A 25,316-nucleotide genomic window follows, 5' to 3' on the forward strand; every position below is an offset into this window, starting at 1 on the left:
GTTCTTATCTAAGAATATTTTTATTCATAATATGCACTAGCAGTAGCCTCTACTGCCGCTGCGTCTGCTGCTACAGCAGTAGCTGCTGCATCTACTGCATAGTCATAAGGACTACTGTAGTATGACATTACATTATACTCATTGTTTGGGTATAAGTTTTCTAGTTTTATTTTTTTACTAGCCAATGGGTTTAAACTATGGTCTCCTTTTTTAACCTTCGCTTCCATTTTAAATACCTCTTTATTATCATCCGTATTTAAAATACTGATCGTATAAGTACCTTTTTTATTACTTAGTACTGTGTACTTAGAAGTATCTTCAGAAGCTTCGTATGAAGAATAATAGTTGTATGGCTCATAATTAAAGTCTACTATACCTACAGAACCATCTACTAATGTTCCGTCCTTAAAAGTAGCTTGATACTTCACCTTACCATTTTCGTAGTATTGGTATGCTCCATCTAGCTCACTATCTGTAAGATTATATTTATACACTATAGCTTCTGTCTCTGCATGATAGATAGTTCTCTCAAATGAAGTACTAGTTCTATAATGCTCTTCCATCAGTAAGTTTGTAGGAGAATAAGCATCGTCTACATTGTAAACTTTTACATAAGTTAACTGCCCATTCTCAAAACCTTTAGTGGTGAAGTTTATATATGACGCTTCAGTTAACACTCCTTCATAAGGAACTCCCTCATTATAAGTCAGCGTCGATAATACTTCTCCTTCACTATCGTAGTATGTAGACACACCGTGTATCACATTGTCTTTATATTCACTAGATGTTTTCAGAGTACTATTCTCATAAGATTCTATTTTAGTAAGTTCTCCTTTATCATCATAGTAGTTGATATTGATAATCTCATCTCCACTAGAGTACTTAATAGTCTCTTTACCTACTTTATGTCCGTTTTTATAAACAGTTTCTGTTTTGTAATACGAGTCTATGATAGTCACTGTTCCTTCATAAGGCACACCATCTTTATAAGTAGCTGTAGAGATTACCTCTCCTTTTTCATTATAGAATTTACCTTGCTTATTATAGTCGATATCAGCCTGTAAGAAATAAGAGTTACTAGCGTATGAGTTACTACCTGTTTTTAACGCATATCCCTTTTTAGAAAGTAGGTTTCCATCTTGTAGTTTTTCGATAGAAGTTACTTGCTTATCATAAGATAGCTCTATACGAGTTCCCGTCTGAGCGATATAGTCATACGTACCTATTTCTTTCCCTGTTTTGTCGAAATGTGTTTCTTTTACAGGAGTATAAGAGTAGGAGTTAGGTGAGTAAGTAGATACCTTAGCTTTTTTACCATTGTCATGATATTCTACTTCTTTGATTAACGCATTGTTAGAATAGTATGACTCTGTTGACAATACTGCTTTATCAGCATTAGTATCATAATCAGCTTGATATACTAATAATTCTTTTTCATACTTAGCAACAGTAGAAATCAAATCATTAGATAATACATATCTAGTACCAGTGATATAAGACATAGATCCATAGATAGGGTCTAGTTTAAAGTCAATACGACCTATCTCTTTCCCTTTTTGGTCATAGTATACAGAGGTATTGTTTTTTGTAACTTCGAATACTTTGCCGTTTTCATACGTTTCTGTTCTTTCTACTAGTTTGCTGTTTTTATAGATAGAGCTTACATTCCCTACTATCATAGTCCCTTCTTTAGGAGTATATCCATCCTCGTTATAAGTGATTTGTCCTTTAGAACTACCATCTTCATTGAAGTATTCTACTTTTTGGATATAACTCTCTTCATTGCTATACGTGATAGATTTCACTGCATTCTTTTTAGGGAATGTATAGTATTCTTTTACCAGTACAGGTACGTTTTGTTTATAAGTATAGATAGAGTAGATCTCATCAGGATGACTATCATACGTATTGAATATGTAGTTCGTTCCTTCCTGATAAGTAGAGTATCCATCGTCTTCTAGTTTACTCGTAAAGGTACCCATCTCTTTACCCGCTTGATCATAGTATACATCTGTTGTTACATTAGCTACAGTTGTAGATTTACTCTTCACTTTTCCTGTTGTATAGTAAGCCACAGTAGAGATCATCGTTCCTTCTCCATATTCGCTGATAGACTGTACTGTGAAGCTGTCATAGTCTAATGCAGTCACGTACCCATCATAAGGTGTCCCACCACTATAAGTAGCTTGTTGCTTTACCTCTCCATTTACATCGAAGTATTTCTCCCCTGTGATATAATTATTCTCATCGAAGAAATAGGCGATATAGTTCTTTTCATTTTTAGGATTGATGATCTCATAGCGAGTATATATACCTCCTTCAGCTTCTACATAGATATATGTTCCTTGCCAGTTATAAATAGCCTGACCATCTTGGATCATATTATCACTATAAGTACATATATATTTATTGCCATTACGAGGATCTATAGTCTCTGCCTTAGCGATTATATTATCCTGATCATATGTATAAGTTGCGTCTATTTTTCCTTCTTTATTATAGTAGTTTACAGCTCCTGTGTATAGAACTTGTCCTCCTTCTTGAAGAGTTCCTTTCCCTTTACTCTCTATCTTCTTAGAAGCTGCATTATATACCTCTATTGATTTTAGTGTCGGTTCGCCTTTGATATCTTTTGCAATTTTAAAAGATTCAGCATTTTTTCTAGCTGTTACATAGTCATAGCTATCTACCCAGATAGTATCTCGTGCTACCTGACTGAACATCGGTGTAGAGAATAAAATGGCTAATGAGAAAATCTTTTTAATCATAGGTTCTTTTTTAAATGGTTTTGTTTGTGTCTTATCGAGGGTAAAAGTAAAGAAGTCTCCCTTATTATTTTCGCATATTAGCAATATTTTATGGTCTGATTCACAAAATCACTATTTTCAGTGAGACGCTTAGTGCGTATCTGGACTAGCTCATATTATTAAATCTGTGTTATCTATTTGATCAAAAGGAGTATTACATTTGTAGTAACAGTAAAGGATAATAGTCTAAAGTAAAATCTAACTGTTGTTTAGTTCATGATATCCCTTAGTAACAATCTTTGGGATATCCTTTTTTTAAATCGAGAAGTATGAAAACTAGAATAAAGGATAATTTAGCAAGTTTAGAAAAACGTATTACAGCAGCATGCGCACACAGTGGTCGTTCTAGAGATGAGGTACAACTATTGCTCGCTACTAAGACGGTAGATGCGGATAGAATAAAGATAGCGATAGAGGAGGGATACCCTCTGATAGGAGAGAATAAGGTACAAGAGCTAAGGGATAAGTATGAAGGTATAGGTACAGATAATTGTACTAGACACTTTATCGGACATCTACAGACCAACAAGATCAAAGATATCCTGAAGTATGGAGTGACCTGCATAGAGTCTATAGACCGCATCAGTGTAGTAGAAAAATTACAACAACTCTTAGAACGAGATAACAAAACTATAGATGTATTAATCCAAGTGAATACTTCTGATGAAGATAGCAAGTTCGGGGTAGCACCAGAAGCGGCTATTGAGTTTATAAAAGAAGTCGCTACGTATGATCGATTACACATTAAGGGACTAATGACAATTGGCTTATTCAGCGCAGAAGAGAAGTTGGTACGCCCTTGTTTTAAAATACTAAAGAAAGTACAACAAGAGGCGATAGCGCTCCAACTACCTAATGTAGAAATGAAAGAACTCTCTATGGGGATGAGCCATGACCTAGAAATAGCGATTGAAGAAGGGGCTACCATCGTGAGAGTAGGTACTGCCATCTTCGGTGAACGCATTTATCCAGATAGCTACTACTGGAACGAAGAGAAGAATATAAAGTAACTCAATTCAATAAAAAAGCCTTCTTTTGATCAACAAGAGAAGGCTTTTTAAATTTATATATAAAAACTACAATGAGGAAGTTATTCCACTACCTCAATTTTTTTCTTTTTAAATAATAGGTTGCTATTCATTAGTACGATAGCTCCTAGTATCATTAATATTCCCATCCATTGAATGAAGATAACTTCTTCTTTTAGTACAAAGAATGCTACTGTCACAGAAGCAGGTAGTTCTAATGAAGAGATAATACTTCCTAGACCAACTCCTGTCAATGGGAATCCCATATTCAAGAATATAGGAGGTAATACAGTACCGAATAAGGCTAATATAAGCCCCCATCCGTAGAAGATACTCCAGTCAAAATCACGGATACCAGAAGTATTGTCTGAGAACATCGTATAGAAGCTCATCATCGCATCAGAGTTATTAGGCCCTATCTGTGTTATGATCACAAAGATAGATACGATAGTCGCTGCACCACATAGCATAAACATACTTCGCTTAGGAGCTGCTAAGTGATTAGCGATACGTCCTGAAGCAAATAGTGTAGTAGCAAAAGAGCACGCTGCCATAAAACCAAATATCACTCCTCTAATGTCTAACTTGATTTCACTAAACAATACATTAGTCGCTAATACTGTCCCTGATAAGATTAAGATAACAGATATTATCTTTAAGAGATTAGGGAACGTTTTAGTTGCGATACTGTCTAATACGATACCGATCCACACAGACTGCATTAAGAGAACTACTGCGATAGAAGCATCGATATAACTCACAGCCATATAATATAATACAGAAGTGAATCCCATCGAAGTACCAGCTAAGATTAATTGTCTAATATCTTTAGAAGTCGCCTTTTGTTCATCACTAGACTTCTTGCGTAACGTATTGATTAAGGTCACACAGATTAACCCAATAAGTACTTGAGACAATGTTACTTCTGCAGTCGTATATCCCTGTGCATAAGCCAGTTTTACGAACGAAGCTAACATACCGAAACTAGACGCTCCGATAGCAACTAAGAAAACACCTTTTGCTGTATTTTGTTCTTTCATTTTTATTACTTTTTGCGTGGCAAAGGTAGTCATATTTTTTTCAGCAGTCTAGGACAAATGTCTAGCGCTACACTTCAGTTAGGAATTAAAAATTATAAATTAAGAATGTTTGTTTTAATGCTCCTATAAGCCATCTATATCTAGGTTGGCTTGCACTTTCTAGGGGTTTGCTAGGAGTATCCTTGGGGTTTACTTGCCTAGAAGGCTATTTTGTCGAAGGAATGTGCAAGAATACCCCTAGCAATGTGCTAGTATAGTAAGACAAAATAGTGAGATTAGTTAGTAGAAAGTGTAACGCAGGGATGGTTTAGAGATAAGAAAGGACTTTTAGATAAGTCACTAAAATCAAGTGAAAAACTAAGGAAGTATAGTTGAGATAATAGTATATTGGATAACTTAAGGATATTCCCCACTTTAGGTGGTTAATCTATCGAAAGTATCAGTCTTTTTTTCTAATAAACCAATAGAACATCTGCCATACATTTGTCTTTTTAGAGTCTTAAGTTTATTTACATTGCCTTAAACAGAACCATTATTTCATGGTAAGTTTATTGCATTTTTAATAACGTTGGTATTTTTTAAAAGCCCTTTAGAAAAACTTTGGAACTTTGGAATATCACGTAGATTTATTTTGTCAGTCCAATGTAGTAAAACCTCGTTTTCCTACAATTAAATGAGGTAATATTAATTCTTCTATTCAATATTTGCTAAGGAGTTCCAAATGATTAGTTTTTTTATTCCAATTTGCTAATTTTTTTTGAAACACTCATTTATTTAAAAACAACTTTAATTAATATCCTCAAATAACTTATCAACCACTTTCTCTAAGATTTCTCCTGTTTCGTTAAAGCTTGTATTCGTAATTATAAATATTCCTATGTTTTGTTTAGGATAAATAACCAGCCAGTTCTGCATTCCATATATTCCACCATGATGTCTGTAAATTAATTTATCACTATTTTCTATAATATACCAATGATAGCTTTCCCAAAAATCAGAAGCTTCTTTGTGTAACTTTCGATGAGATTCAGTTACAATAGGATTTGATTTGTCAAGTTGCAATTTCATATATTTCACTAAATCGGATGGAGTAGAATGTAACCCTGCAATTCCTCCCCATAAAGTCTTGGTAAAGTTCGGCATTAACTTGTTTTGATCATTATAACCTTTTACCAATCGTTTTTTATCATTATCATTTAATGAAAATTTCGTTTGGTTCATTTTATTAGGTTTTAGAATAAATTCATCAACCAACTTTTCATACGATTTTTGGTAGACTTTCTCTAAAATATAAGCTGTTACCTCTGGAGCTGTGTTTGAATAGGAATATACTTCTCCTGGTTTTGATTCGATCTTTATTAGTTTTAATCCTTCGAAAAAAGCATCTTTATTTTCACCTTTTGGAGGAAAATTTGGAAACCCACTTGTATGTGTAATAAGATGTTTGATTCTTATCGGTTCTCCTTCAAATTCTAAATTAGGATAACCTTCATTGAGATAGATTCTGATGTCATCATTCAGATTTATTTTTTTATCTAGAATAGCTTTAGCAGCCATATAGCCTGTAAAAGTCTTAGTTACAGAAGCTAATTCATAAAGAGTAGAGTCATTTGGTTTATTTCCTTTACCTATTGTTAACTCTCCAAAATGTTTTATGGTAGATTTTCCATCTTTCAAAACTGCAATTGAAACTGAATGAAACCTTTTATCATTTAATAATTGAACAGCATTTTTTGAGATTGCATCATCAACATTTTGTTGGTTGATTTGTTGGACACTTTTACAGCTACATAATGCAATAATAAAAATTAACGTGAGATGTTTTATTTTCATAAATTATTATTTGGATAGAAAGTTCTAAAGTACTTATTTTTTTATAACTATTTCGTTGTAAATTATCTGTTAATTTACTAAAATAGACCTTTTACTTAAATATTGTATATTCCGAAGAAAGGAATATTACAAGGCAAGAGGATCTGTTTGTAAATATGAATAGCCCATAACTGTACTGTTATGAACTATTCTAGAAGTGTTATAATCTTATCTGTGGTATAGACATTATTGATTATAATGTGTGCTTGTCTATACTTGGTTGTTTTTATTTTACTTTATCATTTAGATACTCTTTTATATAAGTATCTCCGTTAAACTGGAAATCTATTGTTTTACCTGTGTTTTTGGTGTTTTCAGGATCAGAACTGTATCTAAACATAATTTCTGCTTTACCAGTATATTTACCTTTAGTACCTGTTTCTTCTATATCTAGGTTTCTAATCTTAAAGTCTACATCTTTAATGCTGGTGAACATATCAGATATTTCATAACCTGTGATAGATGAATAGACAGAACGCACCATTACCTTAGCATCATTAGTAGGTAAAATACGTTTACCATAATCTATAATAGTACCATCTGCAGCGGCTTTAATAGTTGGGTTCACTACCCATAGGTCTATAAATATATAGCTTCTTTTGGCTTTATCATTTGCTTTATTCGTGATGATTAAGGTATATAGATTTGCTAATTCACCTTGAGCTGTTTTAAAAACTTCAGATACTAACTTACCATCAACTGTAATAACGTTGTGATCTAGATTAAATCTATCCAATTCAAATTTGTCATCATTTAAGATCAGATAGTTTCCATAAGGAGACATGTCTTCTAGTACTGTTAGCTTTACTTTCTCACTGTCATTATAGCCTTCAGCTTTAGCAATGAATGTATATTCACCTTCTTTTTTAGTGATGAATTCATTGTTTTCTAATGGTTTATCTTGACCTTCAAGATATATTTTAATATTCTCGGTTACTAGTTTATCTGCACTATAAACTTCAAAAGAGACTTTCTCCCCAGCTGTTACCTCTGTTTTATTTATACGTAGAGATAGTGTGCTCAAGTCTACGCTTATTGTAACCTCATTACTTTGTTCGTAGCCTTTTTTGATAGATTTTACTGTGTATTTTCCTGGTTTGTCAAAAGCATGGTTTGCTTTGATAATATAACCATCTGTTACAATACTTCCATCTACAGTCTCACCTTTGTCATTTGTTGTGGTGAATGTGACTTCTTCACCTACTAATACTGCTGTAGATGATGCAGTAAGTTTAAGTTTTGTTTCTACAGTTCTTGTTTTGACTTCTTTATTAGAGTTGTCGTCACTACTACAACTAACTAAAGTGAATAAAAATAGAATCAAATAACCGATTTTTTTCATAACCCCGTTGGTTTAAATATTAATTATTGTTTTTGCGTGCTTCAAACATAGTTAATATTTAATTAATAATTAACATTTGTGTGTGTCGTTTTGTGATTATTATTTTGTTAAATGAAGTCAATTATGAATTATATTCTGTTAGATGTGATTATTCTGTATGAAATTTGTTTTTATTGTTGTTTTTTTATCTGATTGTTGAATATAGTATTCTAAAAAAAAGTAAATAAAATATTCATATCTATTCACTAGATGCTTTATAGTTGTGTTGTAGTACTAGATAAAACTGTAATTCTCAACATTAAATAAAAAAAGCCCATAACAGCGATGTTATGGGCTTTTCTGGAAGTGTTATAGTCTTATTTCAGATTGCTGAAATTTCTTTTTACGAAGGCAGTAAGTTCTTCACCTTTTAATAAGCCTTGAGATAGTTTTGCAAGGTCCATTGCTTGTTTGATACTTTCTGTTCTAGTTGCTTCATCAGCATTACCGATGATGTTAGATGCTAGAGGAGAGTTTGTGTTCACCACTAGGTTATACATCTCAGGGAAGTTACCCATACCGAACATACCTCCACCACCTGACTGGCTCATTTCTTTCATACGACGCATAAACTCAGGCTGTGTAATGATGAATGGCTCTGCTGTGCTATCCATAGCTTCTAGCTTCACAGTATATTTATCCTTAGGTACGATATTCTCTACGATCTCTTGTAATGATTTTTGTTCATCTTCAGATAATCTAGAGATTTCAGAATCCTCTTTCTTAATCAAGTTATTGATATGGTCAGAGTCTACACGTACGAAAGTAGTTTTCTCATTATCGCTTTCTAACTTTTGGATCAAGTGAGATACGATAGGAGAGTCTAATAATAATACTTGGTATCCTTTCTCTTGTGCAGCTGCAATATAGCTATGTTGAGCATCTTTATTAGAAGCATATAAGATTACTAGATTACCATCTTTGTCAGTTTGGTTATCTTTAGTAGCTTCTTTTAATTCTTCTAATGTATAGAATTTATTATCTACAGTAGGATAAAGCATGAATGCTCCTGCTTTTTCGTAGAACTTCTCTTCAGATAACATACCGTATTCTAGTACGATTTTGATATCATTCCATTTGCTTTCGAAGTCTTCTCTATTTTCGTTAAATAATGATTTTAACTTATCAGCTACTTTACGAGTGATATAGTTAGAGATTTTCTTCACATTACCATCAGCCTGAAGGTAAGAACGAGATACGTTCAATGGGATGTCTGGAGAGTCAATAACTCCTTTTAACATTGTCAAAAAGTCAGGAACGATACCTTCTACATTATCCGTTACGAATACTTGGTTTTGGTATAATTGGATTTTGTCTTTTTGCATTTGAAGATCAGCACTTAACTTAGGGAAGTATAAGATACCTGTAAGGTTAAATGGATAATCTACATTTAAGTGGATATTGAATAAAGGATCTTCGAATTGAGTAGGGTATAACTCTTTATAGAAGTTCTTATAATCTTCATCACTTAAGTCAGCAGGTTGTTTTGTCCATGCTGGGTTAGGATTATTGATAATAGTATCTACTTCTACTTTATCATCTCCTTCGCCTTCTTCATGCGTACCGAACTTAATAGGCACAGGCATGAATTTATTGTATTTTACTAATAACTCACGGATTTTATAGTCTTCTAAGAAGTCTAGTGAATCCTCCGCAATGTGTAATACAATCTCAGTACCTCTAGTCGTTTTGTCGCATGCTTCTAAAGTGTACTCTGGGCTACCATCACAAGTCCAATGTGCAGCAGGCTCATCTTTAAATGATTTAGTGAAGATTTCTACTTTATCCGCTACCATAAAAGCAGAGTAGAACCCTAGACCAAAGTGTCCGATGATACCTGTGTCTTTAGCCGAATCTTTATATTTCTCTAAGAACTCTTCAGCTCCAGAGAAAGCAACTTGATTAATGTATTTTTCTACTTCTTCTTTAGTCATCCCTAGACCTTGGTCTATGATGTGAAGTTTTTTATTGTCTTTGTCTATTTTAACTTCAATGATAGGGTCTCCATATTCTACATTAGCCTCCCCTATACTCGTTAAATGTTTTAGTTTTAATGTAGCATCAGTAGCATTAGATACTAACTCTCTTAAAAAAATTTCGTGATCACTGTAAAGGAACTTTTTAATAAGTGGGAAGATGTTCTCCACTGTAACGTTAATTTTTCCAGATGTCATAGTTGTATGTTTAATGTTATTTGAATTTTTAATATTTTTACAGTGTTGTAAGGACAAAAAAGATACCAAAGCAAAAAGAGTGTCACTTTGTCAGAAAACTCAAGGTTATCTTATTTCTTCGTAACTTTGAGAAGAGTATCGCGCAAAAGAAAACGTAACAATAATAAAAAATCTATGAAAAAATTAGTATTATTTGGTGCACTGGCTCTTGCAGTAGCATCGTGTAAGCCTACTATGGACACAAAATCTCAGGTAGGGATAAAAGGGAATTGGACTTTAACGGATATCAAGCACATCGGTGGTGAGTTCGTAAAAGTGAGTTCATTTAATATTGCTGATTCACAATGTTTTATTGGGAGCCAATGGAAATTCGTTTCTAACAATAATACAGGTGTAGTAGAATTGACAAAAGGAGGAGACTGTCCTAGTTTTGCAAGTGATTTTAAATGGACTGTTACTCCGAATGGTAACTTCGAATTTAAATTCGTCGATGAGGGTGTCAAAGCTAAAAATGTAACAACAGGGTATTCTCTACGTGTGAAGAATCAAACAGCTAATACATTTGAGTTAGTTGATAAATTCTATGCAGGTGGACAATCGTATGATGTGACATACCGCTTTACTAAGAATTAATTTACCTTTTAAAACAAAACAATAAAACAAGATGAAAAAAACAGCCACATTTATATTAGCAGGAACATTATTAATCTCTTCAGTATCTTTAACAGGATGTGAAGCTGCTAAAAACTCTAATAAGACACAACGTGGTGCTGCTATCGGTGCTGCAGGTGGAGCTATTATCGGAGGGATCTTAGGAAACAATATAGGTAAAGGAGGTAACGGTGCTCTAGGTGCTGTACTAGGAGGTGTAATCGGTGGTGCTGCTGGAGGAGTGATCGGAAACAAGATGGATAAGCAAGCACGTCAGATCGAAAACACGGTACCTGGTGCTCAAGTAGAACGTGTAGGAGAGGGAATCAAGCTAGTGTTAGGAGAGAATTCTGTAAACTTTGATTTAAACTCTTCAACGTTAACACAAAGAGCAAAAGATAATTTAGACAAGTTAACTACAGTATTTAAAGATCCTGAGAATCAAGATACAGATATCGAGATATACGGATATACGGATAATACAGGTAGAGAAGAGTATAACTTAAGCTTGTCTAAAAAACGTGCAGCATCTGTAAGACAATATTTAGCGTCTAAAGGTGTAGCTGCTAATCGTATGAAGACAGATGGTTTCGGTGTAGCTGACCCTATCGCTTCTAACGATACGAAAGAAGGACAAGCTAAGAATAGACGTGTAGAGTTTGCGATTAAAGCAAATGATAAAATGATCAGAGATGCTTATAACGAATCTGGTTCTTACTAATCAGATGAATATGATACAAAAAAAGGTTCCTTAAAAAGGAACCTTTTTTATTGGTAATAATTGAAACAAAATTAATATTACTAGCAGTCAGAGCATTTAAGGGTAGAGTCCTCTTGCATCTCGTACCAATGCGCTCCAGCTGTAAGTGTCTCGTTTGATTTTATCAATGCTTTTACTGGTTCACTGATGTATACTTTTTTTCCTTTTGGGATGTAAATAGTGTATACTATTTTTGCATTTTCAGTATCTGCATTTGTTTTGTTTTCTGGAAATAGATTGTTAGAAATGATTAATTGATTCCCTTCTTGATTTAAGTTGGTTAAGTTCAAATCTATCTCTATTATCTTGTTTTTCTTTTTATTGATAGTAAAGTCTTTAACTTCTGAAGTACCGTATATTTCGTTTTGAAATGTTGGTAAAATCTCTATTTCGATAGGCAAAAGAGAGTTGATCTCCTTTACTTCAAACCCTTCTGTTTTTGACTTATCTGATTTGAAATAATCCTCTGTTACTAATGTGATTTTGATTTCATCAGTAGTGTCATCAAAGCTGAATTCTGAGGTAGCCTTAGCAGACTCTGTATATTCAGTTCTATAGACGTGTCGAGATTCATAGTTTTTAGCATTTAAGAATGGTATAGAGAATAAACCTAAAGAAATAAACCACAGTAGTAATAACCCAATTATGATTAGGGCTACATACTTAATGTTAGTATAGATCATGCGTAACCCTATAATTAACAATCCGATGAAAGGAAGGGTAACTAAAGAAGTTAGTAATAAGGTACTCACCCAAAATGGATAAACTCCTGCAGAAAGTAAAGGAAATTCAGAACCTATTTCTTCTAAGATAATTTCTTTATTAATCAAGGCTGCAGAAATACCAATTATGCTTGAAAATATGGACAATACACTGATGACGATAAAGAAGATACCGATGATATTTAGGATTATTTTACCACTGCGTTCACCAGCTCTTTTCGTTTGATTTTTGATATGCTCGTAGTCTACATCATTGATTTTGCTCGTTACATAATTAACATTCTCCATTACCTTTTTCTCAATAGTAGAGATGTTTATAGGCTCTCTTTTCATTTCTAAGATCTGAGAAGTAGTCTTCGCTTCTGGTACGATAATCCATAAGATAAGGTATAATAAAACTCCTGTTCCGTAGAATAATACTAATATCATAAAGATAATTCTCATCCATACCGTATCTATCTTAAAGTAGTGACCTAGACCAGCTAATACTCCACCTACCATAGCATTCTCACCATCTCGGTATAGTTTTTTGGTGCCTGTGTAGACATATTTAGTCTCTGTTTTTGCAGTTGGCTCTTCATCTATTATATAGTCTTCTGGACTTCCCATAATAGAGATCACTCTGTCTACATCAGCTATTGTGATTACTTGATTAGAGTCTGTAATATTCTCAGAGAATAGTTCTGCTATTCTGATTTCAATATCATGAATGATTTCGTCCTGTTCTTCTTTAGGAAACGAACGTTTGATTGCCTTTAGATATTGATCTAGTTTTAGATAAGCATTTTCATCTATGTGAAAAACTGATCCTGCTATATTGATTGTAAGTGTTTTATTCATCGTTCATTTTTTTAGTAGTTATTTCTTTTACTGCGTTAGCTAACTCATACCATGTTTTAGCTAATTCGTCTAAAAATAATTCTCCTTTTTCGGTTAGCTTGTAGTATTTGCGTGGAGGTCCAGAGCTGGACTCTTCCCATCTATAAGCTAGGTAATCATCATTTTTTAATCTAGTTAGTAAAGGATATACTGTACCTTCTACCACTACCAACTTGACGCTTTTTAATTCGTCTAGTATTTCTGAGGTATAACAATCTCTCTCTTTAAGAATAGAAAGAATGCAAAACTCTAAAATACCTTTTCGCATTTGAGCTTTTGTGTTTTCTATATTCATGGTAATAGTGTTTCTTATTTTCTATAGCAAAGATATATCTAAAGGAAGGTACTTTGTATTGCATAGTACTGTTTTTTAACACGGAATTAACTTTTGTTAAAATTATGTTAGGGATAAACATTTTTTGTATATTTAGTAAAAATCTAAGTTTTATGAAGTTTAACGTATCGAATATTAATAAGTTTTTGTTTTTTAAATTGCCGTCTGCTTATTGGGCAGGTGTGCGTATGAAAGAAATATCTGATGTAAGGGCAGTTACGACTGTTAAGCATGGTTGGAAAAATCAGAATCCATTTAATTCTATGTACTTTGCTGTACAAGCTATGGCAGCAGAATTATCTACAGGAGCATTAGTTATGCGTAAGATTGCAGAGAGTGGCGAGAAAATATCTATGCTAGTAGCCAATAATAATAGTAGTTTTACCAAGAAGGCAACGGGGCGCATCTTTTTTGAATGTGTAGATGGAGCCTTATTAGATGAAGCAATAAAGAAAACAATAGATACTGGTGAGGGAGTGACTGTATGGATGAAGAGCATTGGAAGAAATGCGGATGGTGATCAGGTGTCTGTTATGAACTTTGAATGGACATTAAAAATAAGAAGTAAAAAATAATGAAGGTACTGATAACAGGTGCTACTGGTTTTATCGGGAGTAGAGTAACTCAATCTCTAATCAATCAAGGTCATGAAGTACATTACCTTACACGCTCTTTAGGGAAGAATGAGGTAAAGGGTGCAAAAGGATTTGTTTGGGATCCTTATAAGGGAGAAATCGATATCGCTTGTTTAGAAGGAGTAGAAGCTATTATTCATCTTGCGGGGTCTAGTATAGCCGATTCTTGGTCTAAGGCTGGTAAGAAGTTAATATTGGATAGTCGTATTATACCAACTGCTTTTCTGTATCAAGTACTTAAAGAAAATACGCACCAGATAAAACATATTATTGGGGCATCTGCTATCGGTATTTATAGCAATATAGCTGAGGTTCAAGATGAAGAACATTATCAAAAAGCTACTAACTTCTTAGGAAATGTAGTAGAACAATGGGAAAGAGGTAATTTAGCTTTTAGAGAATTGGGACTTAAGGTGAGCCTTGTGCGTATAGGTCTAGTATTAGATTTGCACGAATGTGCATTAGCTACGATGATAAAACCTGTTAGATTATGGTTAGGAGCACCTATTGGTACAGGTAAGCAGTATTATTCTTGGATTCACATTGATGATTTAGTAAACTTGTTTGTCTATGTCTTAGAACGTGGGTTAGAGGGAATTTATAATGGTGTAGCTCCAGAACCTTTGACGAATAGAGCGTTTACAAATAGCTTAGGCGAAGCAATGGGAAAGCCTATTTGGCTACCTGCTATACCAGAAAGCGTTATTCGAGTAGCTCTAGGAGAAAAAGCAATCTTAGTAACGGAAGGACAAAAAGTAAGTAGTGAAAAGATTATCAGTTCAGGATTTGATTTTAAATTTAAGACGTTAAAAACGGCTTTAAAGGACTTTTTTAAAGGATAAAGAAGAAGTACAGTAGATAACGATAGAAGGAAACTTTAGGAAACTAGAGTTTCCTTTTTTTATGGAGTGTGATATAAATCGCTATTTTGAGTGAATAAGTGAGGTAATTAGCACGAATATAGCTTAATAATGAAAATGTCATAATGACAGATTGACTAAGTTGGCAAAGGATTTGCTATGAAGTTAGCAGTTAATAAGAATAATAAATACACAATCATGAGTACTGAAAATAAAGATATAAATAAGGAACAAGAAGAAATTCAACAAGAAGTAGTACAAGATACTGCTGAAACGCAAGAGAACGTAGAGCAAGAAGTGAAGAGTGCAGAAGAATTACTTGCTGAACAATTAGCAAGTGAAAAAGATAAAAACTTACGTTTGTTTGCTGAATTTGAGAACTTTAGAAAGCGTACTGCTAAAGAGCGTTTAGAGCTTTTAAGTACTGCTAGTGAAGGTGTGATGTTATCTTTATTGCCTGTGTTAGATGATTTTAACCGAGCTATTATAGAATTAGAAAAACATGGAGAGAGTGATCATCTTACAGGGATTAAGTTAATTGCTACTAAGTTTACAGATACATTATCTAGCAAAGGGTTAGTAGAGGTAGAGATAAAGGTAGGAGATGACTTTAATGCCGATTTGTCAGAAGCTGTGACACAAATTCCTGCAGGAGATGAGATGAAAGGTAAAGTGGTAGACGTTATAGAAAGAGGATATAAACTAGGAGAGAAGGTTATTCGTTTCCCTAAAGTAGTTATAGGACAGTAATCTTTCTAAAATAGGAAGTAAAAGACAGTAAAGATGAAAAAAGATTATTACGAAATATTAGGTATTGATAAAGGTGCAGATGCTGCAGCTATAAAGAAAGCATACCGTAAGAAAGCAATTGAGTTTCACCCTGATAAGAATCCTGGAGATAAAGAAGCAGAAGAGAAGTTCAAAGAAGCAGCTGAGGCTTATGAAGTATTAAGTGATGCGGATAAGAAAGCGAGATATGACCAATATGGACATGCTGCATTCGAAGGCGGAGGTGGCTTCGGCGGTGGAGGTCATATGAATATGGATGATATTTTCAGTCAGTTCGGAGACATCTTTGGTAGTGCATTCGGAGGCGGAGGCTTTGGTGGCTTCGGCGGAGGTGGCGGAGGTCAGAGCAGAGTGAAAGGAACTAGCTTACGTATAAAAGTGAAGTTGACTTTAGAAGATATCGCTAATGGAGTAGAGAAAAAAATAAAAGTAAAACGCAAAGTTCAAGCAGACGGGGTTACTTATAAAACGTGTCCTACCTGTAATGGTACAGGACAGGTAATGCGAGTAGCTAATACTGTGTTTGGACGTATGCAAACAGCTTCTCCTTGTAATAGCTGTCAAGGAAGTGGTCAAGTAATGGATCACAAACCTGCTGGAGCTGATAATGATGGTATGATCGTAAGCGATGAGACTGTGTCAATCAAAATACCTGCAGGTGTAGCAGATGGTATGCAACTGAAGGTATCTGGAAAAGGAAATGAAGCACCAGGAAAGAATAGTATACCAGGAGACTTATTAGTGGTAATAGAAGAATTAGAACACGATACATTACAACGTGAAGGAGATAATCTTCATTATGATTTATACATAAGTTTTGCAGAAGCAGCTCTTGGAGGAAGTAAAGAAATTGATTCAGTAACAGGACGTGTACGTATCAAATTAGAAGAAGGAATTCAGTCTGGTAAGATTTTACGCCTAAAAGGTAAGGGGTTACCAAGCTTAAATAGTTACGGAAATGGTGATTTGTTAGTACATATTAACGTATGGACACCTAAAAAGTTGAACAAAGAGCAAAAAGAATTCTTTGAACAAATGCTTGAGGATCAAAACTTTAAGCCAAGTCCGACTAAAAATGACAAATCTTTTTTTGAAAAAGTGAAAGAAATGTTTTCTTGATTGAAAATAAGTTATACATTTGTAGGACACTTATTAAACAGTGGATTTTCTTTTTCATAGCAATTTTTCCCAACCTTATTTATCCAAATAAGGTTGGGTTTTTTTATGCCCTACCGAAAATAACTGTCCTCATTCTCCCGTTTTCAAATATTTACTTATTTTTACAGAAATTAATTGAATTCACCGATGCAATCTATATTAGAAGTAAAGGATGTGGTAAAGACATATTCTGATAAAACAGCATTAAATAAAGTATCTCTCACTGTACCTAAGGGTACAATCTATGGTCTTTTAGGACCTAATGGTGCAGGTAAAACTTCTTTAATCCGTATAATAAATCAAATCACTTATCCCGACTCAGGACAAATCTTACTAGATGGAGAACCTCTAAGTCCAAGACATATTCAAGATATAGGCTATATGCCTGAAGAAAGAGGTCTGTATAAAACGATGAAAGTAGGAGAGCAGGCTATGTACTTAGCTCAACTAAAAGGATTGTCTAAAGCCGAAGCTAAACGTCAATTAGATTATTGGTTTGATAAACTTGATATCAAGGGATGGTGGAATAAAAAGATTCAAGAGCTGTCAAAAGGGATGGCTCAGAAGATACAATTTGTAGTAACTGTGTTACACGAGCCTAAACTGCTTATCTTAGATGAGCCATTCTCAGGATTTGACCCAGTTAATGCAAATATCATAAAAGATGAAATCCTAGAGTTAAAAGAAAAAGGTACTACTATCATATTCTCTACTCACCGTATGGAAAGTGTGGAAGAGATGTGTGACTATATTGCATTGATTAATAAATCCAACAAACTAATAGAAGGTAAGTTAGTAGATGTGAAAAGAGAACACAGAACAAACTTATATCAAGTAGGGGTATTAAGTGATAATATCGAGCGTTTGTTTTTAGAATTGAGTGATAAGTTTAAGTTTGAGAGTACTCGTTTTAAATCACTGAATAACGAAGTACAGTTAGAAGTGGACTTAGGTACAAAAATGCCTAATGAGTTATTAAATATATTGTCAGTGAATGGACAGGTAACTCACTTCGTAGAAAAATTACCAACTGTAAACGATATTTTTATTCAATCTGTAAGTAAGTAATATGAATATACTACCATTAATAATAAAAAGAGAGTTCATTGCTAAAGTGCGCAATAAGTCCTTTATCGTAATGACTTTCGTAAGTCCTATATTTTTTGTTTTACTAACTGTGTTTATTGCTTATCTGAGCAGTATGAAAGGGGAGGTAAAGAAAATAGCTATTCACGATGAGAGTGGATTATTTGTAACTCAGTTTGAAAGCAATGAAGCTTTTGAATATCAAGATCTATCGGCAGTTGATTTAGATATTCTTAAAGAGGGAGTGAAAGAGGAAAAGTACGAAGGGATAGTGTATGTTCCAAAGTCTGATAATATTGGAGATTATCAAGAGAGTGTAACTTATATTTCTAATGAAAGCCCTAGTCTAAGTTTTGTTAGCAAAGTAGAGTTATTGTTAGGAGATAAGATAACTCATGTCAATTTAGAACAAAGTGGAATCGATATTTCTGTGATAGATAAAGCTAAGGCTGATGTAAACTTAAAGTTAGTGAAAGCAGATGGAGAAGCTACTGTAAAAGGTCTTAATGAAATTAAGATTATTATTGGTGGGTTATTTGGATACTTTATCATGATGTTTATTATTATCTATGGAAATATGGTGATGCGTTCTGTGATAGAAGAAAAGACAAACCGTATTATAGAAATTATCATCTCATCTGTAAAACCTTTTCAGTTGATGATGGGGAAAATAGTAGGAACATCTATGGCTGGGTTGCTACAATTCCTTATCTGGGGAGTAGTAGGAGCCATTTTATTAGGTGTAGCAAGTAGTATATTAGGCATCAATGCTATGCCTGGAGCAGGAAGTGCTGAAGCTATGCAAGCTGCTAATGGGATGATTTCGAATGAAATAATGTTCGATGTACAGAACTATGTGAGTGAGATATTAAGTTTGCCTTTGATTTCTCTGTTTATCTATTTCATCATTTTCTTTATCGGAGGTTATTTTTTATATAGTTCATTATATGCAGCTATAGGAGCTGCTGTAGATAACGAAACAGATACTCAACAGTTTTTATTACCTATTTTATTGCCTTTAATGTTAGGTGTGTATATTGGTTTCTTTACTGTAATGAAGGATCCTCATGGGACAGTAGCTACTGTGTTTTCTATGATTCCATTTACATCTCCGATTGTTATGCTGATGAGAATACCTTTCGGTGTACCTTTATGGGAAGTTATAGTGTCAATTATTATTCTATTTCTTACCTTTATACTAGTAGTATGGATAGCGGCTAAGATATATCGTATTGGAGTGTTAATGTACGGAAAGAGACCTTCATGGAAAGAGCTTTATAAGTGGCTTAAATACTAGTGTTATAAATTGCTTTGAATTATAATATATGGGGAAAACATCTAAAATATTAATAGTAGAAGATGAAGCTGCTATTCGTAGAGTGTTAGTAAAGATTCTAGAAGAAGAGTCTTCTGACTATGTAGTAGACGCTGCTGAGAATGGAGAGGAGGCATTACAAAAGATAACAGGTGAAGATTATGATTTAGTAATCTCGGATATCAAGATGCCTAAAATGGACGGTGAGGAACTGTTAGTGGCAGCTAAAAAGATAAAGCCAGATACAGTATTTGTAATGATATCTGGGCATGGAGATTTAGAGACTGCTGTAAACACAATGCGTCTAGGTGCTTTTGACTATATCTCAAAACCACCTGATCTAAATAGGTTATTAACTACAGTTAGAAATGCTTTAGATACTAGTAAGCTAGTAGTAGAGAATACAATCTTAAAGAAAAAGGTAGGGAAGAAATACGAGATGATAGGAAATAGTGAACCTATCAGTCAGATAAAAGATATTATCGAAAAAGTAGCTCCTACAGAAGCAAGAGTATTGATAACTGGACCTAATGGTACTGGAAAAGAATTAGTGGCTCATCAGATACATTTACAAAGTAATCGTGCTCAAAATATGTTGGTAGAGGTGAATTGTGCAGCTATACCTTCAGAATTGATAGAGAGTGAATTATTCGGTCATGTAAAAGGAGCTTTTACTTCTGCTGTAAAAGATAGACCAGGTAAGTTTGAACAAGCTAATCACGGAACTATATTTCTAGATGAAATAGGGGATATGAGTCTGTCTGCTCAAGCAAAGGTACTTCGAGCATTACAAGAGAATGTGATCACACGTGTGGGAGCTGAAAAAGATTTGAAAGTAGATGTACGTGTTATTGCGGCTACGAATAAAGATCTTAGAAAAGAAATAGCTGAAGGGCGCTTCAGAGAAGACTTATACCATCGCTTAGCAGTTATTTTAATTAAAGTGCCTGCATTAAACGACCGTAGAGATGATATTCCTTTACTGACAGAGCATTTTGTCAATCAAATAGCAAAAGAGCAAGGAACAGCTCCAAAAGCATTTAGTAGTGAAGCTATCGAGTTATTACAACAATATGATTGGACTGGTAATATCCGTGAGTTGAGAAACGTAATAGAAAGATTAATAATATTAGGAGGCAAGGAAGTTTCGAAGCAAGATGTCGAGATGTTTGCAAATAAATAGAATATGAAATTAAAAAAGATAAATAGTACTTTACAAGAGAACTTAAGTAAGAATGGTCTTTTAGAACCAACAACTCTTCAAAAGAAAACTTTTGGAACAATTAAAAGTGGAAGAGATGTAGTTATTTTTGGACCTAAAGAGCAGGGGAAAACAACAGCTATGATCATCGCAGCTCTACAGCGTACTGAAAGACCTGTAGAAGGAGAGATCGCTACAAGAGTATTGATTGTTGTTAAAGATAAGTTTGAGGTAGAGAGATTAATGGAAGTCTTTGAAGAGTATAGTAGATATACAGACCTTAGAATCTATGGAGTACATGATTATACAGATTTAGATGAAGATAAGAATCTACTTTCATTAGGAAATGATATCTTGATAGGTACTGCTAATCGATTGAACGAGATGTTTGCAAGCGCAGGGTTTGACGTAAATCAGTTGAAGATGTATATTATAGATGATATAGATATTCAGCTTAGAAATCGCTTAGAACCGCGTTTACACCGTTTGTCAGAAAGTATCGGGAAAACACAACGCCTTTATTTAGCTACTGAGTTTGTTGAACAATTAGATATGTTCGCTGATAAGTCTCTTAGTGAAGATGCAGAGTGGTTTGACTTTTACGATGATGACGAGGAAGAAGAGGATAATGAATAAAACTATAGGCTGTCTTGATGGACAGCCTTTTCTTTTATAATATGTTTTTGTTTTTGACTTCAGCTAAGATATTTAAAGCTTTTTTCTTTATAGTAGAGGGAAGTTGTTTGAAGTTACTGTCTTCTTCTATCTGATATTTATCTTCTTCTTGATAAGGAATATAAGCTGTAACCTTAGATTTATAAAGTTCATAACTATTCGCTTTAGCAGTGTATACAATTACTTTTAACGGCTTTGCATCTAGACCATCAGAATTCATAAAATAGGTTAGGTAAAATTCTGGTTTACCATCTTTATCTATATCTGTAACAATACAGTAATCACATAAAAATTCTGGCTGTGATAAACCTTCTGCGTAGTCTTTGAATTTAATTTTTTCCAATATTCCTCCATGGTCTTCTATATAGATACCAGACAATATATCTGTAGGCTTATTAGAAAAATAACTTGATTTGATTGCTTTTCGCTCATTGAAGAACCACAAATAACTCCCTGTTTTATCGCCCATATAATTTATAATCATTTTAGGTGTTCCTTCTAGTGGATTACCTAGTTCCTCAATTATATTTTTAAATTTTTGGTCTTTAGGTTTTAATCTTTGGTTTATTTGAGCAATCGAATGTAAGTTAATACAAAGAAATGCCAATATTAATAGAGTTTTGTTCATATTGTAATATGGATTCTGTTGAATTATGGTTAATATACAGTTTTAAGCATTGATTGATAAAAAGACAATAGCTAATATCACTAGAGATATAATAAGTGCGATAATCATTGTTTTTTTGTACCCTTTTTTATCAAATTCAAAGGTGTTAGGATTGATAAAAAAATCATTATATACACTATCAGCTATTTTTAAGTCTGGTCTGTATAATGTAACTCCTTGTAAGAAGTGCTGTCTAAGTTCTCTAGAATTAGTAGAAAGGTATGTGTAAAAAATATCGGTGTTCTGAAAAGATATAGTACGTTCCTGCTGATTGTAAAATACTTTTAACAAAGTTTTACTGCTTATATTAACTCCTATTGTTTTTGTGAAAATATCTTTAGTATAAAGTTGTTTAGACTTGTTGAGGTCTTTATATGATAAGTGTTCTATTTCTCCATTGAGTTTGTGATATTGTATTCCTAGTTTATTGACTACAATTTTATGTATGGCATTAGTACTTTTCTTTTTGTAGTCTTTACTGAACTTATATATTCCATAAGTGAGTATTAAAGCATATATGCCTATAAGTATGTAAATCTCCATACTGCCTATATAGTCGTTTATTAAAGCCAAAGGGATGAGATATAATAACACTAATAAAAATGTCGTAAAAAGTAGAAATACAACGCGAACCAATAAAGTTAATTTAGGATTCGTAAGAGTAGTTAATTCAGGGAAAGTATCTGAAGTATATTTCATCTTTATCTTTTATTAAAGTGTAAAAATATAAAATTATTGAGAAGCTGATTTAGATAAGAGGAAGTAAAAAAATAGGCATAAAAAAAGGAGACTTATTTAAGTCTCCTTGGTAGTAGCGGGAACAGGACTCGAACCTGTGACCTTCGGGTTATGAGCCCGACGAGCTGCCTACTGCTCTATCCCGCGATATTGTGGTGCAAATATACTACTAAATAGTAACCATGCAAGGGATAGAAGCTTTTATTTTTAAAAATATTTTAGTTTATGGGTTAATGCGTTGTTTTTAAGGTTGTTATTTTGATAAGGTTTTTGTGTGTATATCGACATTATGAGGTTTAGAGTCTATTATTGCGTAGTGTTGGACTTCCTCTAGCCAGTTTTGACGATCTTCTAATGATGAATTATTCATTAACCCGATGAAAGTTGTATCTGTTACTTCCACACCACAGTATTCTAAAATACCTGTTTTGAGTTGAAGTAGACCACTATCATTAAAAACTGTTGTGTAGATTTCTTGACTAAGGTCACCACCTGTTGTTATTATTCTAGCTGTTCTGCCTTTTAAAAGGCCTATTGTTTCTGTAGTAGAGATATGGTTAAACGTGATGCCAGGCAAGAAGGCTCTATCAAAAAAGCCTTTCATCAGAGCAGGTAGCCCCACCCACCATAGAGGATGTATCCATACCATATGGTTACTCCATTTAATATCATCTAAGGCTTTTATTAAATCAGGCTCTAGTTCTGTACGTTTTCTATATCCATATTCAAGATTAGGGTTGAAATCTAATGAATGTAGTGCTAAATATTTTACTTCTGTGTGAGGAGTTTCTTTAAGTGCTTCTATATAAGCTGTAGCAAGTGCTTGATTATAACTTTCTGGATCAGGATGCCCATTGATTACTAATATTTTTTTTGTCATATTGTATTAATGATTTTTTGAGATGACAAACTTAGTTCGTGACTTTCTATAGAAGTAGGTATATTTCTATGATAGTTCGGTAGTATTTATAATACAGGAGAGAATATAAATAAAAAAAGGACATCTTAAATAAGATGTCCTTTTACCTTGTAGCGAAGACGGGAGTTGAACCCGTGACCTCAGGGTTATGAATCCTGCGCTCTAACCGACTGAGCTACCTCGCCATTGTTGGGCTGCGTTACTTCTGTAATGCGGGTGCAAATATAGAACAAAAACTTTATAATGCAAATAGAGAATGAGAAAAAAAATATTTTTTTATTTACAAAATATGATTATATTCGAAAAAATTATAAAATTTGATAAAAGGCTATGAAAGAAAAATACGAACTAGAATTCTCAATTAATTCATCTCCGCAATTATTGTATCAGTATATTTCGGATCCCTCAGGGCTAAGCGAGTGGTTCGCTGATAATGTAAATTCACGTGGAGAGATCTATTCTTTTATTTGGGGAGATTCAGAAGAGAAAGCTCGTGTTGTTACTCGTAAAGCTGATGAGAGAGTTCGATATAGATGGCTAGATGAAAACGATAAAGAAACTGACTATTTCTTTGAGTTAAAAATCAATAAAGATGAATTGACAAAAGATGTAACTATTATCGTTACAGATTTCGCTGAGCCAGATGAAATCAATGAATCAAAACAATTATGGGAAAATCAAATCATGGACTTAAAACAAGTATTAGGTTCTGCATAATTCCATAAAATATAACTTATATTTGCCGTTAATAGTAATCAGAAGAAAAGAAATATATGATTAATGTTAACGGCAAAATTGTTTCTAATAGTGACGTATCTGTAGAGCATAATAGAGGCTTTTTATATGGAGATGCTGTTTTTGAAACAGTTAGAGTTTTAGATAAAAAGGTTTTATTCTTAGAAGACCACTACTTTAGATTAATGTCTTCTATGCGCATTCTGCGTATGGAGATACCTATGGAGTTTACAATGGAGTATTTTCAGGAAGAAATACTTAAAACAATCAATAGTCTTGAATCAGTTGTAAATGCATTTAGAGTGCGTTTTACAGTATATAGAGATGCTGAAGGTAAGTATTTACCAACTAGTCGAAAAATAGGTTATATCGTTTCGGCTGAGGTTTTAAATAATGGAGTTTATAGTTTAAATACTATGAACTACGAGATAGAACTATATAAAGATTTTTATATAACTTCTCATTTGTTGTCAACTTTAAAAACAAATAATAGGTTAATCAATGTAACAGGAAGTATTTTTGCTGAAGAGAATGATTATCAGAACTGTTTATTGTTGAATGATACTAAAAACATTGTAGAGGCTTTAAATGGTAATATTTTTATCGTTAAAGATAATGTGGTAAAAACCCCTCCATTATCTGATGGATGTGTGAAAGGGATTATGCGAAAACAAGTAATCGAGTTACTACAAAAACATCCTGAATATAAATTTGAAGAAGCAGTCATTTCACCATTTGAATTACAGAAGGCCGATGAATTATTTATTACGAATGTCATTATGGGAATTCAACCTGTGACTAAGTACCGTAAGAAAGAATATGGCAACGTTTTAGCTGCTGATTTGGTAAATAAATTAAATGCTAAAATTAGATTGATGTAAGTATGTTAT

Annotated in this window: 23 protein-coding genes and 2 tRNA genes; 13 read left to right on the forward strand and 12 right to left on the reverse strand. The window is 33.5% G+C overall.

Annotated elements, in window-relative coordinates:
* Nucleotides 1-20: 20 nt before the first annotated feature.
* Nucleotides 21-2,768, reverse strand: a complete 2,748-nt coding sequence (locus AABL87_RS05870; RefSeq protein WP_341277072.1) for a toxin-antitoxin system YwqK family antitoxin — start codon at nucleotides 2,766-2,768, stop codon at nucleotides 21-23.
* A 308-nt stretch (nucleotides 2,769-3,076) separates the two neighbouring features.
* Here AABL87_RS05870 and AABL87_RS05875 point away from each other — a divergent pair, with 308 nt between their 5' ends.
* Complete coding sequence (locus tag AABL87_RS05875) at nucleotides 3,077-3,817, forward strand: YggS family pyridoxal phosphate-dependent enzyme (RefSeq protein WP_341277073.1); 741 nt, start codon at nucleotides 3,077-3,079, stop codon at nucleotides 3,815-3,817.
* An 80-nt stretch (nucleotides 3,818-3,897) separates the two neighbouring features.
* Here AABL87_RS05875 and AABL87_RS05880 read toward each other — a convergent pair whose 3' ends face one another.
* The 4 genes from AABL87_RS05880 to htpG all read right to left on the reverse strand — a co-directional run bounded on the left by AABL87_RS05880 (nucleotide 3,898) and on the right by htpG (nucleotide 10,302).
* Entirely contained in the window at nucleotides 3,898-4,875 is a 978-nt protein-coding gene (locus tag AABL87_RS05880) for an EamA family transporter (RefSeq protein ID WP_006263003.1), read from the reverse strand.
* A 786-nt stretch (nucleotides 4,876-5,661) separates the two neighbouring features.
* The gene (locus AABL87_RS05885) at nucleotides 5,662-6,708 is read right to left on the reverse strand and encodes a serine hydrolase domain-containing protein (protein WP_341277074.1); all 1,047 of its coding nucleotides are present in this window, start codon (nucleotides 6,706-6,708) and stop codon (nucleotides 5,662-5,664) included.
* Between the two features lie 265 nt (nucleotides 6,709-6,973).
* Entirely contained in the window at nucleotides 6,974-8,089 is a 1,116-nt protein-coding gene (locus AABL87_RS05890) for a hypothetical protein (RefSeq protein WP_341277075.1), read from the reverse strand.
* A 356-nt stretch (nucleotides 8,090-8,445) separates the two neighbouring features.
* On the reverse strand, nucleotides 8,446-10,302 hold the full coding sequence (gene htpG, locus AABL87_RS05895; RefSeq protein WP_341277076.1) for a molecular chaperone HtpG: 1,857 nt from the start codon (nucleotides 10,300-10,302) through the stop codon (nucleotides 8,446-8,448).
* Nucleotides 10,303-10,389: 87 nt separating this feature from the next.
* Here htpG and AABL87_RS05900 point away from each other — a divergent pair, with 87 nt between their 5' ends.
* Together AABL87_RS05900 and AABL87_RS05905 are read left to right on the forward strand one after the other, a co-directional pair.
* On the forward strand, nucleotides 10,390-10,935 hold the full coding sequence (locus AABL87_RS05900; RefSeq protein ID WP_006257064.1) for a lipocalin family protein: 546 nt from the start codon (nucleotides 10,390-10,392) through the stop codon (nucleotides 10,933-10,935).
* Nucleotides 10,936-10,966: 31 nt separating this feature from the next.
* Nucleotides 10,967-11,674, forward strand: a complete 708-nt coding sequence (locus AABL87_RS05905; protein WP_006257063.1) for an OmpA family protein — start codon at nucleotides 10,967-10,969, stop codon at nucleotides 11,672-11,674.
* 80 nt (nucleotides 11,675-11,754) lie between these two features.
* On the opposite strand, the gene AABL87_RS05910 is transcribed toward AABL87_RS05905, so the two are convergent.
* Nucleotides 11,755-13,275 (reverse strand): PspC domain-containing protein, encoded by a 1,521-nt coding sequence (locus AABL87_RS05910; protein ID WP_006260668.1) that lies wholly within the window; start codon nucleotides 13,273-13,275, stop codon nucleotides 11,755-11,757.
* Entirely contained in the window at nucleotides 13,268-13,609 is a 342-nt protein-coding gene (locus AABL87_RS05915; RefSeq protein ID WP_006257061.1) for a PadR family transcriptional regulator, read from the reverse strand. The genes AABL87_RS05910 and AABL87_RS05915 overlap by 8 nt, the downstream gene beginning before the upstream one ends.
* A 152-nt stretch (nucleotides 13,610-13,761) precedes the next feature.
* On the opposite strand from AABL87_RS05915, the gene AABL87_RS05920 reads away from it, so the two are divergent.
* The 8 genes from AABL87_RS05920 (at nucleotide 13,762) to AABL87_RS05955 (ending at nucleotide 21,328) form a co-directional block, all read left to right on the forward strand.
* Nucleotides 13,762-14,223, forward strand: a complete 462-nt coding sequence (locus tag AABL87_RS05920; RefSeq protein ID WP_006263004.1) for a DUF4442 domain-containing protein — start codon at nucleotides 13,762-13,764, stop codon at nucleotides 14,221-14,223.
* On the forward strand, nucleotides 14,223-15,125 hold the full coding sequence (locus AABL87_RS05925) for a TIGR01777 family oxidoreductase (protein ID WP_006263005.1): 903 nt from the start codon (nucleotides 14,223-14,225) through the stop codon (nucleotides 15,123-15,125). The genes AABL87_RS05920 and AABL87_RS05925 overlap by 1 nt, the downstream gene beginning before the upstream one ends.
* 177 nt (nucleotides 15,126-15,302) lie before the next feature.
* Complete coding sequence (locus AABL87_RS05930) at nucleotides 15,303-15,893, forward strand: nucleotide exchange factor GrpE (RefSeq protein ID WP_006263006.1); 591 nt, start codon at nucleotides 15,303-15,305, stop codon at nucleotides 15,891-15,893.
* 33 nt (nucleotides 15,894-15,926) lie between these two features.
* Nucleotides 15,927-17,051 (forward strand): molecular chaperone DnaJ, encoded by a 1,125-nt coding sequence (dnaJ, locus tag AABL87_RS05935; RefSeq protein ID WP_341277077.1) that lies wholly within the window; start codon nucleotides 15,927-15,929, stop codon nucleotides 17,049-17,051.
* A 186-nt stretch (nucleotides 17,052-17,237) separates the two neighbouring features.
* Entirely contained in the window at nucleotides 17,238-18,158 is a 921-nt protein-coding gene (locus tag AABL87_RS05940) for an ABC transporter ATP-binding protein (RefSeq protein ID WP_006257056.1), read from the forward strand.
* Between the two features lies 1 nt (nucleotide 18,159).
* Nucleotides 18,160-19,473, forward strand: coding sequence for an ABC transporter permease (locus AABL87_RS05945; RefSeq protein ID WP_006260672.1), 1,314 nt, complete (start codon nucleotides 18,160-18,162; stop codon nucleotides 19,471-19,473).
* Between the two features lie 28 nt (nucleotides 19,474-19,501).
* Nucleotides 19,502-20,674 (forward strand): sigma-54-dependent transcriptional regulator, encoded by a 1,173-nt coding sequence (locus AABL87_RS05950; RefSeq protein ID WP_006260673.1) that lies wholly within the window; start codon nucleotides 19,502-19,504, stop codon nucleotides 20,672-20,674.
* A 3-nt stretch (nucleotides 20,675-20,677) separates the two neighbouring features.
* Entirely contained in the window at nucleotides 20,678-21,328 is a 651-nt protein-coding gene (locus AABL87_RS05955) for a DEAD/DEAH box helicase (RefSeq protein ID WP_006260674.1), read from the forward strand.
* A gap of 34 nt (nucleotides 21,329-21,362) precedes the next feature.
* Here AABL87_RS05955 and AABL87_RS05960 read toward each other — a convergent pair whose 3' ends face one another.
* From AABL87_RS05960 to AABL87_RS05980, 5 genes are all read right to left on the reverse strand, one after another.
* Nucleotides 21,363-21,995, reverse strand: a complete 633-nt coding sequence (locus AABL87_RS05960) for a hypothetical protein (protein ID WP_006260675.1) — start codon at nucleotides 21,993-21,995, stop codon at nucleotides 21,363-21,365.
* 42 nt (nucleotides 21,996-22,037) lie between these two features.
* Entirely contained in the window at nucleotides 22,038-22,733 is a 696-nt protein-coding gene (locus AABL87_RS05965; RefSeq protein ID WP_006263008.1) for a hypothetical protein, read from the reverse strand.
* Nucleotides 22,734-22,846: 113 nt separating this feature from the next.
* A tRNA-Met gene (locus AABL87_RS05970) sits at nucleotides 22,847-22,919 on the reverse strand.
* A 106-nt stretch (nucleotides 22,920-23,025) separates the two neighbouring features.
* The gene (locus AABL87_RS05975; protein ID WP_006257050.1) at nucleotides 23,026-23,652 is read right to left on the reverse strand and encodes an NAD(P)H-dependent oxidoreductase; all 627 of its coding nucleotides are present in this window, start codon (nucleotides 23,650-23,652) and stop codon (nucleotides 23,026-23,028) included.
* Between the two features lie 150 nt (nucleotides 23,653-23,802).
* Nucleotides 23,803-23,876 (reverse strand) — tRNA-Met (locus AABL87_RS05980).
* A 145-nt stretch (nucleotides 23,877-24,021) separates the two neighbouring features.
* Between AABL87_RS05980 and AABL87_RS05985 the strand changes: the two genes are divergently transcribed.
* Both AABL87_RS05985 and AABL87_RS05990 read left to right on the forward strand, forming a co-directional pair.
* Nucleotides 24,022-24,408 carry an START-like domain-containing protein gene (locus AABL87_RS05985; RefSeq protein ID WP_006257049.1) on the forward strand — a complete coding sequence of 129 codons (387 nt, stop codon included), beginning with the start codon at nucleotides 24,022-24,024 and terminating at the stop codon, nucleotides 24,406-24,408.
* 56 nt (nucleotides 24,409-24,464) lie between these two features.
* Nucleotides 24,465-25,307, forward strand: coding sequence for an aminotransferase class IV (locus AABL87_RS05990; protein ID WP_006263010.1), 843 nt, complete (start codon nucleotides 24,465-24,467; stop codon nucleotides 25,305-25,307).
* The last annotated feature ends 9 nt before the right edge of the window (nucleotides 25,308-25,316 follow it).

The sequence above is a fragment of the Myroides sp. C4067 genome (assembly GCF_038039665.1).
GTDB lineage: Bacteria > Bacteroidota > Bacteroidia > Flavobacteriales > Flavobacteriaceae > Flavobacterium > Flavobacterium odoratimimum.